Origin of the sequence: Streptomyces sp. NPDC001634 (assembly GCF_040298185.1) — a bacterium.
Taxonomy (GTDB): Bacteria; Actinomycetota; Actinomycetes; order Streptomycetales; family Streptomycetaceae; genus Streptomyces.
Map to the genome: position 1 here is coordinate 116,205 of NZ_JBEOZU010000007.1, position 15,489 is coordinate 131,693.

At 70.6% G+C, this 15,489-nt stretch carries 15 protein-coding genes; 9 read left to right on the top strand and 6 right to left on the bottom strand.

Annotated features, from left to right (window positions below):
- Positions 1–4: 4 nt before the first annotated feature.
- The 3 genes from ABT186_RS06715 (at position 5) to ABT186_RS06725 (ending at position 2,709) form a co-directional block, all read left to right on the top strand.
- A complete protein-coding gene (locus tag ABT186_RS06715; RefSeq protein ID WP_351923889.1) occupies positions 5–811 on the top strand; it encodes a PP2C family serine/threonine-protein phosphatase in 807 nt (268 codons plus the stop codon).
- Positions 808–1,971 (top strand): hypothetical protein, encoded by a 1,164-nt coding sequence (locus ABT186_RS06720; RefSeq protein WP_351221919.1) that lies wholly within the window; start codon positions 808–810, stop codon positions 1,969–1,971. The genes ABT186_RS06715 and ABT186_RS06720 overlap by 4 nt, the downstream gene beginning before the upstream one ends.
- Before the next feature lie 366 nt (positions 1,972–2,337).
- A complete protein-coding gene (locus ABT186_RS06725; protein ID WP_351221918.1) occupies positions 2,338–2,709 on the top strand; it encodes a hypothetical protein in 372 nt (123 codons plus the stop codon).
- 159 nt (positions 2,710–2,868) lie between these two features.
- Here the strand turns inward: ABT186_RS06725 and ABT186_RS06730 are convergent, their stop codons facing one another.
- Together ABT186_RS06730 and ABT186_RS06735 are read right to left on the bottom strand one after the other, a co-directional pair.
- A complete protein-coding gene (locus tag ABT186_RS06730) occupies positions 2,869–3,363 on the bottom strand; it encodes an SCO4983 family protein (RefSeq protein WP_351221917.1) in 495 nt (164 codons plus the stop codon).
- A gap of 103 nt (positions 3,364–3,466) precedes the next feature.
- Positions 3,467–4,678: a pyridoxal phosphate-dependent aminotransferase gene (locus ABT186_RS06735; RefSeq protein ID WP_351221916.1), complete on the bottom strand. Its 1,212-nt coding sequence runs from the start codon at positions 4,676–4,678 to the stop codon at positions 3,467–3,469.
- A 126-nt stretch (positions 4,679–4,804) separates the two neighbouring features.
- On the opposite strand from ABT186_RS06735, the gene ABT186_RS06740 reads away from it, so the two are divergent.
- Both ABT186_RS06740 and ABT186_RS06745 read left to right on the top strand, forming a co-directional pair.
- Positions 4,805–5,494: a hypothetical protein gene (locus tag ABT186_RS06740; RefSeq protein ID WP_351923891.1), complete on the top strand. Its 690-nt coding sequence runs from the start codon at positions 4,805–4,807 to the stop codon at positions 5,492–5,494.
- A gap of 152 nt (positions 5,495–5,646) precedes the next feature.
- Positions 5,647–6,516, top strand: a complete 870-nt coding sequence (locus ABT186_RS06745) for a S1 family peptidase (RefSeq protein WP_351923893.1) — start codon at positions 5,647–5,649, stop codon at positions 6,514–6,516.
- Between the two features lie 18 nt (positions 6,517–6,534).
- Here the strand turns inward: ABT186_RS06745 and ABT186_RS06750 are convergent, their stop codons facing one another.
- The gene (locus ABT186_RS06750; protein ID WP_351923895.1) at positions 6,535–8,178 is read right to left on the bottom strand and encodes an N-acyl-D-amino-acid deacylase family protein; all 1,644 of its coding nucleotides are present in this window, start codon (positions 8,176–8,178) and stop codon (positions 6,535–6,537) included.
- A 9-nt stretch (positions 8,179–8,187) separates the two neighbouring features.
- Complete coding sequence (locus ABT186_RS06755; protein ID WP_351923896.1) at positions 8,188–9,453, bottom strand: alanine racemase; 1,266 nt, start codon at positions 9,451–9,453, stop codon at positions 8,188–8,190.
- A gap of 168 nt (positions 9,454–9,621) precedes the next feature.
- On the opposite strand from ABT186_RS06755, the gene ABT186_RS06760 reads away from it, so the two are divergent.
- The 4 genes from ABT186_RS06760 to ABT186_RS06775 all read left to right on the top strand — a co-directional run bounded on the left by ABT186_RS06760 (position 9,622) and on the right by ABT186_RS06775 (position 12,589).
- Complete coding sequence (locus ABT186_RS06760; RefSeq protein ID WP_351923898.1) at positions 9,622–10,656, top strand: sugar kinase; 1,035 nt, start codon at positions 9,622–9,624, stop codon at positions 10,654–10,656.
- A complete protein-coding gene (locus ABT186_RS06765) occupies positions 10,653–11,414 on the top strand; it encodes an IclR family transcriptional regulator (RefSeq protein WP_351923900.1) in 762 nt (253 codons plus the stop codon). The genes ABT186_RS06760 and ABT186_RS06765 overlap by 4 nt, the downstream gene beginning before the upstream one ends.
- A gap of 16 nt (positions 11,415–11,430) precedes the next feature.
- On the top strand, positions 11,431–11,841 hold the full coding sequence (locus tag ABT186_RS06770; protein WP_351221909.1) for a RidA family protein: 411 nt from the start codon (positions 11,431–11,433) through the stop codon (positions 11,839–11,841).
- A 199-nt stretch (positions 11,842–12,040) separates the two neighbouring features.
- Complete coding sequence (locus tag ABT186_RS06775) at positions 12,041–12,589, top strand: hypothetical protein (RefSeq protein WP_351923902.1); 549 nt, start codon at positions 12,041–12,043, stop codon at positions 12,587–12,589.
- A 9-nt stretch (positions 12,590–12,598) separates the two neighbouring features.
- Here ABT186_RS06775 and ABT186_RS06780 read toward each other — a convergent pair whose 3' ends face one another.
- Together ABT186_RS06780 and ABT186_RS06785 are read right to left on the bottom strand one after the other, a co-directional pair.
- Entirely contained in the window at positions 12,599–13,960 is a 1,362-nt protein-coding gene (locus tag ABT186_RS06780; protein ID WP_351923904.1) for a M14 family metallopeptidase, read from the bottom strand.
- A 223-nt stretch (positions 13,961–14,183) separates the two neighbouring features.
- Complete coding sequence (locus ABT186_RS06785) at positions 14,184–15,443, bottom strand: hypothetical protein (protein WP_351221906.1); 1,260 nt, start codon at positions 15,441–15,443, stop codon at positions 14,184–14,186.
- Positions 15,444–15,489 lie beyond the last annotated feature (46 nt).

Below are 15,489 nucleotides of genomic sequence, written 5' to 3' on the forward strand. Positions count from 1 at the left end.
GGTCATGAGCGGCAAGGGCGAGGGCGAGCCGCCGTGGCGGATCCACGGCCTGAGCGTCGAGGGCTACCGGCACCGCCGCGCCGGGCAGCCCTGCCAGGACGCCTGCGCCTACACGGTGTCGGGGGTGGTGGCGGTGCTCGCGGTCGCGGACGGGGCGGGCAGCCGACCGCGCTCCGACGAGGGCGCGCGGCTCGCGGTCGACCTGGCCGCCGAGCACTTCGGGCGCCGGGCGGCCGCGGCCGCGGAATGCGAGCCGGGGGAGGCCGTCCACGACCTGCTCACCGATGCCTTCCACGACGTCACCAAGGTGTTCCTGGACCAGACCGGTGCCGCCGCCGGCGACTTCGCGACCACGCTGACAGTCGTGGTCCTCGCCCCCGGCTGGCTCGGCCACTTGAGCGTCGGCGACGGCTTCGTCGTCGTACGAGCCGGTACGGAGGACGGCGAACGGCAGTTCCACCTGCTGCCACAGCCGGCTGCCGCCAGCGAGTACAGCAACGAGACGGTGTTCCTCACCTCGCCGGACGCGGCACGCTGGACGCACACCGACTGCGTGTCCGACGAGGGCGTCGACGGGGTGCTGCTGTCCACCGACGGGCTCGCCCAGGCGGCGCTGTCCCGCTCGGGCAGCGGCACGCAACTGCCCAACGCCTCCTTCGCCGACGCCGTCTTCCGCTCCCTCGACACCCCGGGACCGGTGTCCGACAGCGCGCACGAGAGCCTGGCCGCATTGCTCCGCTCGGACCGTCTGACCAGCCTGAACGCCGACGACAAGACCCTGCTGCGGGCCGTGCGCACGGTGGCGCCATGAGCGGCCGCACGGTGTACCTGGACGGAAAGCCCGTCAGGCTCGCCGAGCTCCCGCTCAAGGGCGGCGGCCAGGCAGCCGTCTTCCCGGTCGAGGGCGACGACACGATCGTGGTCAAGCTCTACCGCGAGCGGCCCGGACCCGACCAGGAGCGGCGGCTGACCCGGATGCTGACCATGTCCCCGCTCGCCGCCCGCCCCACCGATGCCAACCAGCCGCCCGAGCTGGCCTGGCCCACTGCGCTCGCCCGCGGACCCGAGGGCGGGTTCCTGGGCTACGCCATGCGCCGCTTCGGCGAGCCCCACCACGTCCAGCTGATCGGCCTGTTCACCCGCTCCCAGAGGCTGAGGCTCTTCCAGGACCGGGCCGACTGGCGCTTCCTGCTCGGCGTCGCCTGGAACCTCGCCTTCATGACCGCCCGCATGCACTACGACGACCTCGTCATCGGTGACTTCTCCAGCAGCAACGTCGTCGTCGACGCCAATGGCTTCGTCACCTTCCTCGACTGCGACTCCATCGCCTTCACCGACCCGGTCACCGGCGAGACCTTCCCATGCCTGATGCACACCACCGACTACTCCTCGCCGGAGCGGCAGGCGGGCGGGGCGGCCACCCGGGCCAGCGACGACTTCGCGCTCGCCGTGCTGATCTACCAGCTGCTGACCGCCGGCAACCACCCCTTCGGGGGCGTCCCGCACGACAGCGCCTCCGAGTCGACGGTCAAGGACAACATCGCCGCCAGCGTCTCCTATGTCGTCCGCCCGGAGCTGGTCACCATCCCGCGCGGCACCCTCGACCCCTCCGTGCTGCCGCCCGGCCTGCTCACCCTGGCCCGCGCCGCCTTCGGCCCCGGAGTCCACACCCCTGCCGCCCGTCCCCAGGCCCAGGACTGGCTGCGCGCCCTGGACCAGGAACGCCGACAGGTACGGGTGTGCCAGAACCGGCCACTGCACGCCTACGGCGCCCATCTGCCGACCTGCCCCTGGTGCGTGCGGGCCGCGCTCGTCGGTCACGACGTCTTCAACCCGCCGCACGTTCCCGTCGTGGCCTCACCGGCTCCGCCCGCCGGGCGGTCGGGCCGCCGGTTCGGGCCGGCGCAGGTGGCGGGCGTGGTGATCGTGCTGCTGCTGATCGTGTTGATCGTGGCGAGGGTGGGCGTCTAGCCCGGCCTCGGCCGGACCGCCCCCGGAGCAGCCCTCGGCGACGAAACGGCCGCCCGGGAACGGGAGTTCGCGTCGCCGGCCGACCCGACGAACCCGAGGTCGGCTTCCGCCCCGGCCTGCTCCACCTGCGACCAGGTGCGGATCGTATGCCAATGGGGCTCCTCAGGTGATCTTCGCCTGGGACATGGACACGATCGTAACCATTTGATCACGGAGAGTAGATGATCGTGCTGTCCACAGTCGGAGGCGACATGAGACGCACGCGAAAGAAAAGAAGCGCACCGAGTGCGCGCGCTTGCGGTCCGATCCCTCCAAGTCCATGAGGAAGGTTCTCAAGTGAGTCGTAGAACGATCCGAAGTTCACGTATGAACACCGCCGGGCTGGTGACCGCGGGCGCGCTCGCCGTAGCGCTCAACATTGTGCCGAGCACGGCGGCCGTCGCGGACTCGATCCGCGGTTCCGACGACGGCACCGCGGCGGTGGTGCTGAGCGGCCTCGGGATGCCGCACCACGACAACCATTACGTTCGGTCCGTCTCCGGAGACACCACGGCGACTGCCGTGTGCGACCCCGGTGATGTCGCCACCGGCGGTGGATACCAGACCACCACCAGCTTCGGCGTCAGCGAGAACCGGCCGACCGCCGTACCCGGCCCCTTCGGCACCGCCAACGCGTGGGTGGCCACCCTGGAGTTGGGCCAGACCGGTCCGATCACCGCCTACGTGCTCTGTGAGTAGAGATGGAATGAGCGACGGTGCCTCGGGGCTTCGGTCTCGCGGGCACCGTTTGCGTTTCGCCCGCGCCCGCAGTGCTGTGGCGCCCGGTCCGCGCGTCGCTGCGGGTGCACGCGGACCGGGGCCGTATGAGGGAGCCGCTGCGTGCGGCTCGGGTGGGTGTCAGCCGGCGGGGCTCAGCTCCGCGGACGTCGCCGCCGCGTGTGCGTCCATGCACTGCGCCGACAGGATCGCCGCCGCCGTGTCCGCGCGGGACGCCGCCACCACCAGGGCGCGGCCCGCCAGCGCGTGGGCGCGTCGGTGGAGCTCCGCGGCATGCGGTTCGTGGTCGCGCGCGGTCGGCGCCGCACGGACCGGCGATGCGCCTTCCCCAAGCTCTCGGCTGCTCCCCCACTCTCGGCTCCGCTCGAGCGGGGGGACCCCCATGAGCAGGGGGGACCCCCATCGCAGCCGCGTCACCTGCTGAACGAGCCGCTCGGCCGCCCTGTCCAGCTCCGCGGAGGGCTCCAGTGCACGCAACTCGTCCGTCACCGCGAGCAGCGCCGCCAGATGGCCCGCGAGCTGGATGTCCAGCTCCTCCTCGCGCGAACGGTGCGGGAAGTCGGGAGTGGTGCCGGCCACCGTGTGGACCGACTTGGTGCGGATCGGTTCGTACATGGGATGGACTCCTGTGCTCTGACAGGAAGCCATCCTAGCTTGGATTTCGTCTAAAGTTGAGCCGGATCGGGAAACACGTGCGCCGATCACACAGGGGTGAGCGTCAGGGCTGGCTGTATCCGTCCAGGAAGTTCCCGATCCGTGTGACGGCAGACGTCAGGTCCGCCACCGTCGGCAGCGTCACCACACGGAAGTGATCGGGTTCCGGCCAGTTGAAGCCCGTACCCTGCACGACCATGATCTTCTCGCGTCGCAGCAGGTCCAGGACCATCTGCCGGTCGTCCTTGATCTTGAAGACGTTCGGATCGAGGCGGGGGAAGAGGTACAGCGCGCCTTTGGGCTTCACGCACGTCACACCCGGGATCTGGGTCAGGAGCTCGTACGCCGCGTCCCGCTGCTCCTTCAGCCGCCCGCCCGGCAGCACCAGGTCGTTGATCGACTGGCGGCCGCTGAGCGCCGCCACCACACCGTGCTGGCCCGGCATGTTCGCGCACAGCCGCATGTTGGCGAGGATCGTCAGTCCCTCGATGTACGACTCTGCGTGCGCCCGGGGGCCCGAGACCGACATCCAGCCGACCCGGTATCCCGCCACCCGGTACGCCTTCGACATGCCGTTGAAGGTGAGGGTCAGCAGGTCCGGGGCCACCGCCGCCGTGGGCGTGTGCGTCGCGCCGTCGTAGAGGATCTTGTCGTAGATCTCGTCGGAGCAGACGAGCAGGTTGTGCCGGCGCGCGATGTCCGTCAGGCCCCTCAGCACCGTCGCGTCGTACACCGCGCCCGTCGGGTTGTTCGGGTTGATGATGACGATCGCCTTGGTGCGGTCGGTGACCTTCCGCTCTATGTCCGCGAGGTCGGGCATCCAGTCCGACTGCTCGTCGCAGCGGTAGTGCACGGCCGTGCCGCCCGACAGCGACACCGCCGCCGTCCACAGGGGGTAGTCCGGCGCCGGTACGAGCACCTCGTCGCCGTCGTCCAGCAGGCCCTGCATGGCCATCACGATCAGCTCGGAAACGCCGTTGCCGATGAAGACGTGCTCGACGTCCGTCTCGATGCCGAGGGTCTGGTTGTGCATCACGACGGCCCGGCGCGCGGCGAGCAGGCCCTTCGCGTCGCCGTAGCCGTGGGCCGTCGAGACATTGCGGAGGATGTCCTCGAGGATCTCGGGCGGGCACTCGAAGCCGAAGGCGGCCGGGTTGCCGGTGTTGAGCTTGAGGATGCGGTGACCCGCTGCCTCCAGCCGCATCGCCTCCTCGAGAACCGGGCCCCGGATCTCGTAGCAGACGTTGGCGAGCTTCGTGGACTGGATCACCTGCATATCCGTGAGCTTACGGCCACGTAACGCATCGCGCGGCGTGTTTTCCACCACGTGAGACCGAGCCGTTTGATCCGTTATCGCCGGTAACTGCATCACGCGTCCCTGTCGCCCCTAGAATTCGCGGCCATGTCATGGGAGCAGCAGCCCGGCGACGGGGCGTACGGCGCGAATGCCGCGAACAACGCGACAGGCGCACATACCGCCGATGGAGTGCATCAGGGGAGCGGCCCGTCCCAGGGGCCGCCGAACGTCTACCGCCCGTACGCCGAGGCGACGCCCGAGTACGAGCAGTACGCCGACCCCGCGGCCGCCCACGGCTGGCAGAACGCCTACGACGAGACGCAGCAGCTGCCCCCGGTCCCGGGTGGTCCCGGTCCCTCGGCGTCGCGACCGGAGGGCGGATCGCGCCGCCGGGCCCGGCCCGCGCCGCACCGCTTCCGGATACCTCGTGGTGCGGCCGTCGCGGTCGGTGCGCTCGGTGCGGTGGGCATTGCCGTCGCACTCGCCGGGGCCTTCGGTTCCGGTTCCTCCGGCGCACCGGGCGGCGCGCCGGGGTCAGCAGGGCCGAAGGCGGCGTCCACGGATTCGGCCCCGGCCTCCACGGAGCCGTCCGCCGCCGTCGATCCGGCCACCGGCACCGGGGCGTCCCCCACGGCGGGCGGTGCGCAGAGCGCTTCCCCGGCGCAGAGCGCGACCTCGGCGACCCCGTCCACTGCCCGGCCCCCCTCCGCCTATCCCTCGGAAGCCACGAGCGCGTCCGTGCCGGGCAACTCCGACGGCAAGCCTGGACGTGGGCACAGCAAGCGGCCCAAGTAACGGAGGCGCGCGGGGAGTTCCGGCGCGGCCGAAAACAACTCCTTGCTCCCACACGCCCCTCCACTCACAATGCGCATGACAAAAACAGGTGATGGCCGGAAGACCTCCGGCCGTCCACGTCATCGCAACCTCATCAAGAGGGGACCCCCCACATGAGAAAGCCTCTCGTTGCCGCGCTCTTCGCTCTGGTGATCACCGGAGCCGGTGCGGCACCGGCGGTCGCGGCTCCCCAGCCCGCGACCACGGCTTCCAGGACGACGACCACGGCTTCCAGGACGGCGACGATCCAGGCCGTCGACTTCGCCGGGACCGTCTCGCTCAGCAACTGCTCCGGCTCCGTCATCCGCTTCCCGAACTCCGCGGACACCGACCCGGCGCTCGTGCTCACCAACGGCCACTGCCTGGAGACCGGCTTCCCGGAGCCCGGTGAGGTCATCGTCGACCAGTCCTCCAGCCGCAGCTTCGGCCTGCTCAACTCGGCCGGCACGAGGGTCGGCACACTCCGCGCGAGCAAGGTCGCCTACTCGACCATGACCGACACGGACATCACGATCTACCAGCTCACCCGCACCTATGCGCAGATCAAGAGCTCGTACGGCATCAGCGCGCTCACCGTCTCCGACACGCACCCGGTCGCAGGCACAGCCATCAAGGTCGTCTCCGGGTACTGGAAGCGGATCTACAGCTGCAACATCGACGGGTTCGTCTACCGGCTGAACGAGGGCGACTGGACCTGGAAGGACTCGGTCCGCTACACCTCCGCCTGCAACACCATCGGCGGCACGTCGGGCTCGCCCGTCATCGACAACACCACCGGCAAGGTCGTCGCCGTCAACAACACCGGTAACGAGGACGGCGAGCGCTGCACCGAGAACAACCCCTGCGAGGTCGACGCGAGCGGCAACGTGACCGTCCGTCAGGGCATCAACTACGCCGAGGAGACCTACCAGATCCCGGCGTGCTTCGGGACCGGAAACAAGCTCGACCTGAGCGCGAGCGGCTGCGTCCTGCCCAAGCCGTAGCAGGCGCCGGGCGGGCGGTCACAGGGGAGTCCTGCGTACCGCCCGCCCCGCCAGCACGTCCGTCCGCCGCCCGTCCTCGATCACGAAACGGCCGTCGATCAGGACGTACGGGATACCCGTCGGCAGCGTGCGCGGTCGCTCGAAGGTGGCGCCCGCCGCGACCGTCGCCGGGTCGAAGAGCACCAGGTCGGCGCGGTACCCCTCGCGGACCAGCCCGCGGTCCGGCAGCCGCAGCCGCGCCGCGGGGCGGCCGCTCAGATGCGCCACGCACTCCTCCAGCGACAGCACCCCCAACTCCCGCACATACCGGCCGAGATACTGCGGGAACGTGCCGAACGCGCGCGGGTGCGGTTTCGTGCCCTGGAGGATGCCGTCGGAGCCGCCGGTGTGGACCCGGTGCCGCATGATCGCCCGCACGTTCTCCTCGTGGCCCACATGCTGCAGGATCGTCGAGCCCAGCCGGTCCTCGACCAGCAGTCGGCGGGCGGTCGCCCACGGGGACTCGCCGCGCAGGTCCGCCGACTCCCGCACCGTCCTGCCGACGTACGACGCGAGCCCCGGGTCGCTCACCCCCGAGATCTCGACGGTGTCCCACTCGATGGGGACGCCGTGGCAGCCGTCGGAGCCGACGACCTCCAAGTCGTGCCGGATCCGCTCGGCCACCGCGTCGTCGCCGAGCCGCTGGAGGATCTCCTGCGGACCGCCCTCGCTCGCCCAGCTCGGCAGCATCGCGGCCAGCGTCGTACAGCCCGGGGTGTAGGGGTACGTGTCCAGCGTGATGTCCGCGCCCGCCGTCAGCGCCTCGTCGAGCAGGCACAGCAGCTCGGGGGCGCGGCCCTTGTTGACGCCGAAGTTCATGGTGGCGTGCGCCAGATGCAGCGCGCAGCCGGCCTCGCGGGTCAGGGCCACCATCTCCTCGTACGCCTCCAGGGCGCCCGCCCCGTAGGAGCGGTGGTGGGGGCAGTAGTAGCCGCCGTAGGAGGCCACCACCCGGCACAGTTCGGTGAGTTCGGCGTCCTTGGCGTACATGCCGGGCGTGTAGGTGAGCCCGGACGACATGCCGACCGCGCCCTGCTCCATCCCCTCGGCGACCAGCCGGCGCATCCGCTCCAGCTCCTCGGGCGTGGCCTCCCGGTCCTTCCAGCCGACGGCCAGCATCCGGACCGTGCCCTGCGGGATCAGATATGCCGCGTTGACCGCGATGCCCTCGTCGAGACGGTCCAGGTACTCGCCCACGGACCGCCAGGTGAAGTCGGCGTCGTCGCCGTACCCGTTCCAGCCGGTGATGGCACGCCGCACCTCGGCGAGCGTGCGGTCGTCGACCGGGGCGTACGACAGCCCGTCCTGCCCGATGACTTCGAGCGTCACGCCCTGCGCGGCCTTGGCGCTGTGGTCCGGGTCGCGCAGAAGGGCGAGATCGCTGTGGGCGTGCATGTCGATGAAGCCGGGGGAGAGGACGAGACCCTCGGCGTCCAGCTCCCGTACGGCCCTGGGGCGTTGGCAGCCCGCCGCCGCGGCCTCCTTGACGATCGAGACGATCGTGCCGTTCTTGATCGCCACATCGGCGCGGTAGGAGGGGGCGGCGCTGCCGTCGACGACGTCCGCGTCCCGGATGACGAGATCGGCGAGATCGGCGAGATCGGCGAGATCGACGAGATCCACGGCGGCCTCCTAGAAGAAGGTGCGGATGTAGTCGACGACCGTGCCGTCCGCCTCGGCCACCGGGATGAGCTGCCACTTGTCGAAGGACGTGCATGGATGGGACAGACCCATGCCGATCCAGTCGCCGACCTCGACGTCAGCCTCCGGGGTCGTGCGCAGCCAGATGTGCTGGTCGGACAGGGCCGTCACCTCGATCCCGGCCGCCGGGCGCTCGGTACCGTCCCGGCGTACCACCTGGGCGACGGGCAGATCGAGGTCGTGGGCGGCATCCCGCTTCCCCGCGTTGACGAACGCCTGTTCAGCGGACGGACGCGACACCACCTGGGCCCACAGCCGGAACGCGGACTCCAGCGCGCCCTCCTCGGGCACCCGGTTGAACGGCGTCAGCCTGCGGTAGTGGACGTCGTCGTGCGAGACGTAGGCCCCCGAGCGCAGCAACTTCAGCACCGGCAGCGAGAGTTCGGGGATACCGGCGAAGACGTCGGCGACCGCGTCGAACCACTCGCTCCCGCCGGCGCTCAGCACGATCTCGTCCGCCCCCGCGAACCGTCCCGCCTTGTCGAACTCGGCGGCGATCCCGACCAGCCGGCGCAGCCAGGCCCGCACCCGCTCAGGGGAGGCCCCGGGGACCTGGGCCTCGTAACCCGCCACGCCCACCAGGCGCAGCGTCCCTGCGCCCGCCACCGCGTCGGCGACCGCGGTGGCATCCGCCTCTGTGCGCACGCCGGTGCGGGCTCCCTCGCCCGCGCCCAGCTCGACAACCACGTCCACCGGGCGGGCGGCCCCCTTGAGAGCGGCGTCCATCAACTCCACCCCGCGTACGGAGTCGACGTAGCAGACGAGGCGGAAGTCCGGGTCGGCAGCCAGCTCGGCGGCGAGCCGGCGCAGGGCCGCAGCGTCCACCAGCTCGTTGGCCAGGAAGATCCGCTGGATCCCGAACGCCCGCGCCACCCGCACCTGGTGCGGCATCGCGAGCGTGATGCCCCATGCGCCGTGCTGAATCTGACGGTGGAAGAGCTGCGGGGCCATGGAGGTCTTGCCGTGCGGCGCGAAGGCCAGGCCGTGCCGGGCGGCGTACGTCTCCATGAGCCTGAGGTTGTGGTCCAGTCGCTCGGCGGAGAGGGCGAGGACCGGGGTGGTGAAGCCGCCGGTGAAGAGGTTGCGGCGCTGGGCCGTCAGTTCGGCGAGCGTCAGGCCCTCGGCGTCCGGCGGGAGGCCCTTGAAGCGGTGGTCGACGCGTTCCTCGGCCAGGCGGGCGAGCGCTTCGGTGCTCATGGAGCCTCCCTGTCAGGTGTTGCAACATATGCAACGTCTATTGCGTATGGTGCTGAATGGTGTCTAGCATCTCGCCGACATCGGGTCAACGGAGCTGTCGCCGCTCGGATATCGACAGGAGTCATCATTCTCGGTGCTACTTACGGTTCGGTCGCTGCCCCCGCCGTCGTGGACGTCGTCGCGCTCGGGGAGTCCATGGTCACGTTCCTGCCGTCGCGGCCCGGGCGGCTCGCCGACGTGCCGTCCTTCGAGCGGGGGATCGGCGGCGCGGAGTCCAACGTGGCGTGCGTGCTCGCCGCCGTGGGGCACTCCGTGCGGTGGGTCGGCCGGGTCGGTGCAGACGGCTTCGGCGACCATCTCGTCGAGGCGATCGGGGCGTACGGGGTCGACGTCGCGTCCGTACGGCGGGATCCGGCGCGCCCGACCGGGATCTACTTCCGCACGGCGGGGGACCGGGCGACCGACGCCCACGAGGTGGCGTACTACCGGGCCGGGTCGGCGGCGTCGGCGATGGCGGTGGGGAACGTGGACCTGGACGCGGTGCGGGCCGGCCGCGTCCTGCATCTGTCCGGGATCACGGCCGCGCTGTCCGGCGACTGTCTCGACCTCATGTGGGAACTGACCGAGCCCCGGCCGGGACGGCCGCTCGTCTCCTTCGACGTCAACTACCGGCCGGGTCTGTGGCGCGACGCCGACGGCCCGCGCGTCCTGCTCGACCTCGCGCGCCGCGCCGACATCGTCTTCGTCGGCGCCGACGAGGCACGGGCCGCCTGGGGGCTGCACGGAGCGGGCGCCATCGCGGGCGAGCTGCGCGAACCGGAGCTCGTGGTCGTCAAGCAGGGCAGGGGCGGGGCCGTCGCGTTCGACCAGGACACCGATGGACTGGAGGACGCCGACGGCACCGCCACCGTCGTTCCCGCCCTGCGTGTCGACGTCGTCGCCGCCGTCGGCGCCGGGGACGCGTTCGCCGCCGGTTTCCTCTCCGCCACCCTGCGCGGGCTGCCCGTCCGCGACCGCCTCCGCCATGGCCACCTCATGGCCGCCGCCGCGCTCACCGTCCCCGGGGACCTCGCCGCCCCGCCGGCCCGCGACCACGCCGACCGCATGGCCGCACTGGACGACCACGAGTGGGAGACACTTCGACTCGGCCCAGGCTGGACCGAAGCCGACGCGCGGGCCGATGAGGAGGTACGTACGCCATGAGCCAGACCGTCGACCGGGCGCTGAGCATCCTGCCGCTGCTCGCCGAGGGACCCGCCGATCTCGGGCAGGTCGCCGACCGGCTCGGCGTGCACAAGTCCACCGCGCTCCGCCTCCTGCGCACCCTGCACGAGCACGGACTGGTCTACCGCCAGTCCGACCAGCGCTACCGCCTCGGCGCCCGCCTCTTCGCCCTCGCCCAGCAGGCCGTGGAGAACCTCGACGTCCGCGAGATCGCCCACCCCCACCTGGTCCGGCTCAACGAGGAGTGCGGTCACACCGTCCACCTCGCCGTGTACGAGGAGAACGAGGTCCTCTACATCGACAAGGTGGAGAGCCGCTACCCGGTGCGGATGTACTCCCGGATCGGGAAGCCGGTGGCCATCACCGTCGCCGCCGTCGCCAAGCTCCTCCTCGCCGACCTGCCGGAACCCGAGCGCCGGGCCGTCGCGGAGAAGCTCGACTACCCCCTCCACACGGCCCGTTCGACACCGAACGCCGCCGCCTACCTGAAGGAACTGGCACGCGTACGCGACCAGGGCTGGGCCACCGACCTCGGCGGCCACGAGGAGTCCATCAACTGCGTCGCCGCCCCCATCCGCGGCGCCGACGGACGGGCCGTCGCGGCCATGTCGGTCTCCGCGCCCAACGTCGTCGTCACCGCCGACGAACTCCTGACCCTGCTCCCCCTGGTACGCCGTACCGCGGACGCCATCAGCCGGGAGTACTCCGGCAACGCACCGGCGAAGGACACCGCATGACCGACAAGGACGCAGTATGACGGACAAGATCGCTCTGACCCCGAAGACCCACACCACGCCCCCCGCCAAGTTCTCGCACGGTGTGAAGAAGGGGAACATCCTCCAGGTCGCCGGACAGGTCGGCTTCCTGCCCGCCGAGGAGGGCAGGCCGCCCACGCCTGCGGGCCCGACCCTGCGCGAGCAGACCCTTCAGACCCTCGCCAACGTCAAGGCGATCCTGGAGGAGGGCGGCGCCGACTGGGACGACGTGATGATGATCCGCGTCTATCTGACCGACGTGGATCACTTCGCCGAGATGAACGAGATCTACAACAACTATTTCGAGGAGCAGGGCCTCACCCAGCCCCCCGCCGCCCGGACCACCGTCTACGTGGGTCTCCCGGCCGGCCTCCTCATCGAGATCGACGCGCTGGCCGTACTCGGCTGACCCGGCGTCACCCCGCCACCGCTCCCGCACTCCGTACGCCGGAAACGGCACGGCGCCCCTGTCTCCACCCCGGGGCGCCCTGCCGCGTTCCCCCCGCCGCCGTACAGCCGCGTCGCCATGTCGCGGTGGAGCGAAGATTCGTATAACGATGGTGGGGCCGACTGTGTCCGGCACAGGATCTTGGACCATACTGCCCGCTGTGGAGCAGCGCATTGGTTCGAGCAGCCAGCCCCTGGAGGGCGCCGGGATCGACCCGGCCTTCATCCCCGGGCTCATCTCACCCGTGTCCGGCGAACCGGAGGACGCGAAGCCGGAGGACACCGGGCCCGAGGCGGTGAAGCAGGAGGCCGCCTCCGAGGAGAAGTCCGCCGAGGAGCCCCGGGAGAAGGCCGAGGAGCCCGAGGAGGAGCCCGAGAAGGAGTCCGCCCCCGACGGCCCCGTCTTCGAGGCCTCCGACCGCCGCGCGAGGATCGTCGCGGACCACAGCGGCGTACGACTGAGCCTGGACGACCAGGAGTGCGAGTTCCGCTGGGACGAGGTCGGGGCCGTGGAGACGGAGACCGCGCGTTTCGGGAAGCGGTTCACGGTGACCGTGCACACGCCGGACCGCCGTTGGTACCCCATCGAGGTCGAGGCCGACTCCCGCGCGCGCTTCAGCGAGTGGGAGGCGCAACTGGACGAGGTCCTGGACGCCTACTTCGAGGACGGCGAGGAAGAACCCGCCGCCCCCGAGAAGGACGACGACTGATCTGCGCCGTCAGCTGCAGTACTGCGCCTCCTTGCCGATGGACCGGTACATGCAGTCGGCGTTCTCCAGCAACTGCAACACCGCGTCCCGGTTCCGCGACGTCTCCCGCTCGATGACCTCGTCGGGCGGGTAGAAGCCGCCGCCCGCACTGGACGTCGGATACATCTCGAAGGTGTAGTCGAAGATCTTGTGCACACCCCAGAGGTAGTCGTCGATCGAACCGTCCGTGATGTACAGGTCGCTCGACTGCTCGGGCGTGTAGCCGTTGCTCGCGGCCATCTTTTGGCCCACGGCCTTGAAGGCCGCGGCGTCGTCCGCCGTCATTCCGGTCGCGGTGTCGGCGGTCGTGTACCCGAAGGGCCACAGCACCAGTTCGCTGTACGTGTGGAAGTCGATGCCCGCCTTGATCTGCTGCTTCCCGCCGACGACCCGGCTGCGCACGAAGTCCGAGACCACCTTCACCTCGGGCGCCGACTCGGCGGACGCGCCCCGGTACGTCTCCGACGACGTGGACCCTGACGAACCCCCGCAGCAGCCCCACTTGTAGTTCCAGTTCCGGTTCAGGTCCGTACCGACGTACGACGAACCGGAGTTGGGCTGGCGGTTCTTGCGCCACGAGCGGTACGAGCCGGTCGCGATGTCGTACTCGCCGCCGTCCGGGTTGAGGTCCGGGACGATCCAGATCTCGCGGCTGTTGACGATGTTGGTGATCCGGGGGTCGCTGCCGTATCCGGCGCCCAGCTCGCGCAGCAGGTACAGCGCCATTTCCACGGTCAGGTGCTCACGCGCGTGCTGATGGAACGTGAACAGCACCTCGGGCTCGTTCTCGTCGGTCGCCACGTTGTCGCTGACCTTGATGGCGACGATGTCCCGGCCCTGGTACGACTTGCCGATCACCTGCTTGCTCATGATGTTCGGGTAGGCCGCGAGCCGCTGGTCGATCTCCGCGTTCATCTCGGCGTAGTTGTGGTATTTCGAGTCCGCCGGGGGGAAATCGAAGAGCCGTAGGCCGTCCGCGCCGCCCGAGCGGTCCGGGGCGGCGCCGAGCGGGCTGACCTCGTAGCCGAGCGCCCGCAGCTTCTTGACCTGGTCCGCGCGGCCGGAGACGACGACCGTCTCCTCGTCCGCCTCGTCGACCGTCACGCCGGTCTGCTGAATCGCCGTACGGGTCACCGGAGTCGTGCTCTGGTGGATCTCGTACTGGCGGACGTCGTCGGACGAGGGCGCCGCCTTCCGGGCATCGGATGCACCGTTCGCCACGGCGCCGGTGGTCGCGGACACGGGCGCCGCGAGGGCGAGCGCCAGCAGGGCGGCGAGGGCGGCGGTGCGTCTGCCGCCACGGGCACCAGAACCGCGTATGCGAAGTCGCATGAAGTCTCCTCGTTTCTCCAGGGGTTCCGGGGTCGCCGGATGTGGGGTGGAGCCGGGGGTGGTTCGTTCAGCGACGTACGTGCGGGTATCGCGACGCTCATGGTGCGGAAATGGCATGACCAGGTCAAGAGTCGGCAAAGGGTCCGGGGCGAGAACCGGTCAGTACGTGGTTCGGGCCCCGGGGGGTGCGACCAGCCCCGGGGCCCGGGTGCTCGGCGTGGCCTCAGCCGTGGGTCCACCACTTCGCGCTGGTGGCGATGGCCTCCATCTGCTTCAAGGTGAGCGCGGGGGCCGTACGGGTCGCGGCGGTGTGCTGGGTGCCGGAGTTGAAGGCGCTGATCACCACACGGCGACCGTCGGTGCGCATGGTGTCGACGGTCCACATGACGACTCCCTGGCCGCCCTTCTCGCCGGGCCCCTGGTGCGTGGCGACCTTGGTGCCGTCGGGCAGGGTCCTGGAGCCGGATCCGAAGAGCTGGCCCGCGACGTCGGACATGTCCGCCTGGACGTTGACCTGGACCATGCTCGCACCCTTGCCGTCGTCGAGGACGACGTACCCGAAACCGGGGTCCGCGACCCCCTTGGAGACGACCTTGACCCCCTTCGGCAGGAGGGAGGCGAGGGTGGACGACGCCGAACCGCCGGGGACAGCCCCCGACACGCTCGGCTCGGCCGTCGGCGTGCCCGGAGCCACGGGGATGGCGTCGGCGACAGCACGCCACTCAGGCGCGGTGACGAGCGTCTTCAGCTGGGCGGGGGAGAGGGGAGGCAGCTCTCGGCTGATGGGCGCGTCCTTCTCGGCGGCGGCGTTCCACTCCTGGACGCTGATGTGCTGCCCCTTCGGAGTGACGAGTTCGGCGGTCCACAGCTTTGTGTCGACGCGGCGGTCCGGATACTCGTACCCCTGGAGAACCATGAGCGTCGATCCGTCGGCGAGCGTGCTCGCAGTGCAGGCGTCGTACGGAATGAACACCTTGTCGGGGCATGCGGTGGTCTCGCGGGCCTGGCTGCTGCCGGGCCTGACGTGGTCCACCGAGACGGAGACGGCGGACTTTCCCTTGCCGTCGTCGTACACGACCCGGGCGTACGGCGTCAGCAGGTCGCCTGTTCCCCGCCCCTCTTCGTTGCTGAACTTCCCCTTGGGAAGCAGCTTCTTCAGGGTGCGGACGAGATCGTCGCCGGTCACGGCGGACGGCCGCGAGGACGAGGCGGCCACGGTCGACGGGGCCGACGTGCTGCCGGCCACGGAGTGCCGCCGTCCGCCGTCCGCCTGGACGCCGGGCAGGACGAGCGTCCCGCCCAGCCCGACGAGTGCGACCCCGGTCACGCCCCCCGCGATGGCGGCCCGGCGGTGGCGGAGTCTGCGGCCCCGCGTCTCGCCGCGGGCGGCCAGGTCCAGCTGGTGGCTCTCGAAGGTACCGCCGGCGTGACGCAGGGCTGCGGCGAACCGGTCCTCGAAGGGGTCGTGCTCTTCAACGGGCATGGCAAAACCGCCGTTTCTGCGGATTGGGTGGTGGTCGTGGCCGGTT

Bases quoted from the DNA above. Each gene is read 5' to 3' on its own strand.
- ABT186_RS06715 (WP_351923889.1), top strand. From the start codon at position 5: ATGAGCGGCAAGGGCGAGGGCGAGCCGCCGTGGCGGATCCACGGCCTG.
- ABT186_RS06720 (WP_351221919.1), top strand. From the start codon at position 808: ATGAGCGGCCGCACGGTGTACCTGGACGGAAAGCCCGTCAGGCTCGCC.
- ABT186_RS06725 (WP_351221918.1), top strand. From the start codon at position 2,338: ATGAACACCGCCGGGCTGGTGACCGCGGGCGCGCTCGCCGTAGCGCTC.
- ABT186_RS06730 (WP_351221917.1), bottom strand. From the start codon at position 3,363: ATGTACGAACCGATCCGCACCAAGTCGGTCCACACGGTGGCCGGCACC.
- ABT186_RS06735 (WP_351221916.1), bottom strand. From the start codon at position 4,678: ATGCAGGTGATCCAGTCCACGAAGCTCGCCAACGTCTGCTACGAGATC.
- ABT186_RS06740 (WP_351923891.1), top strand. From the start codon at position 4,805: ATGTCATGGGAGCAGCAGCCCGGCGACGGGGCGTACGGCGCGAATGCC.
- ABT186_RS06745 (WP_351923893.1), top strand. From the start codon at position 5,647: ATGAGAAAGCCTCTCGTTGCCGCGCTCTTCGCTCTGGTGATCACCGGA.
- ABT186_RS06755 (WP_351923896.1), bottom strand. From the start codon at position 9,453: ATGAGCACCGAAGCGCTCGCCCGCCTGGCCGAGGAACGCGTCGACCAC.
- ABT186_RS06765 (WP_351923900.1), top strand. From the start codon at position 10,653: ATGAGCCAGACCGTCGACCGGGCGCTGAGCATCCTGCCGCTGCTCGCC.
- ABT186_RS06770 (WP_351221909.1), top strand. From the start codon at position 11,431: ATGACGGACAAGATCGCTCTGACCCCGAAGACCCACACCACGCCCCCC.
- ABT186_RS06780 (WP_351923904.1), bottom strand. From the start codon at position 13,960: ATGCGACTTCGCATACGCGGTTCTGGTGCCCGTGGCGGCAGACGCACC.
- ABT186_RS06785 (WP_351221906.1), bottom strand. From the start codon at position 15,443: ATGCCCGTTGAAGAGCACGACCCCTTCGAGGACCGGTTCGCCGCAGCC.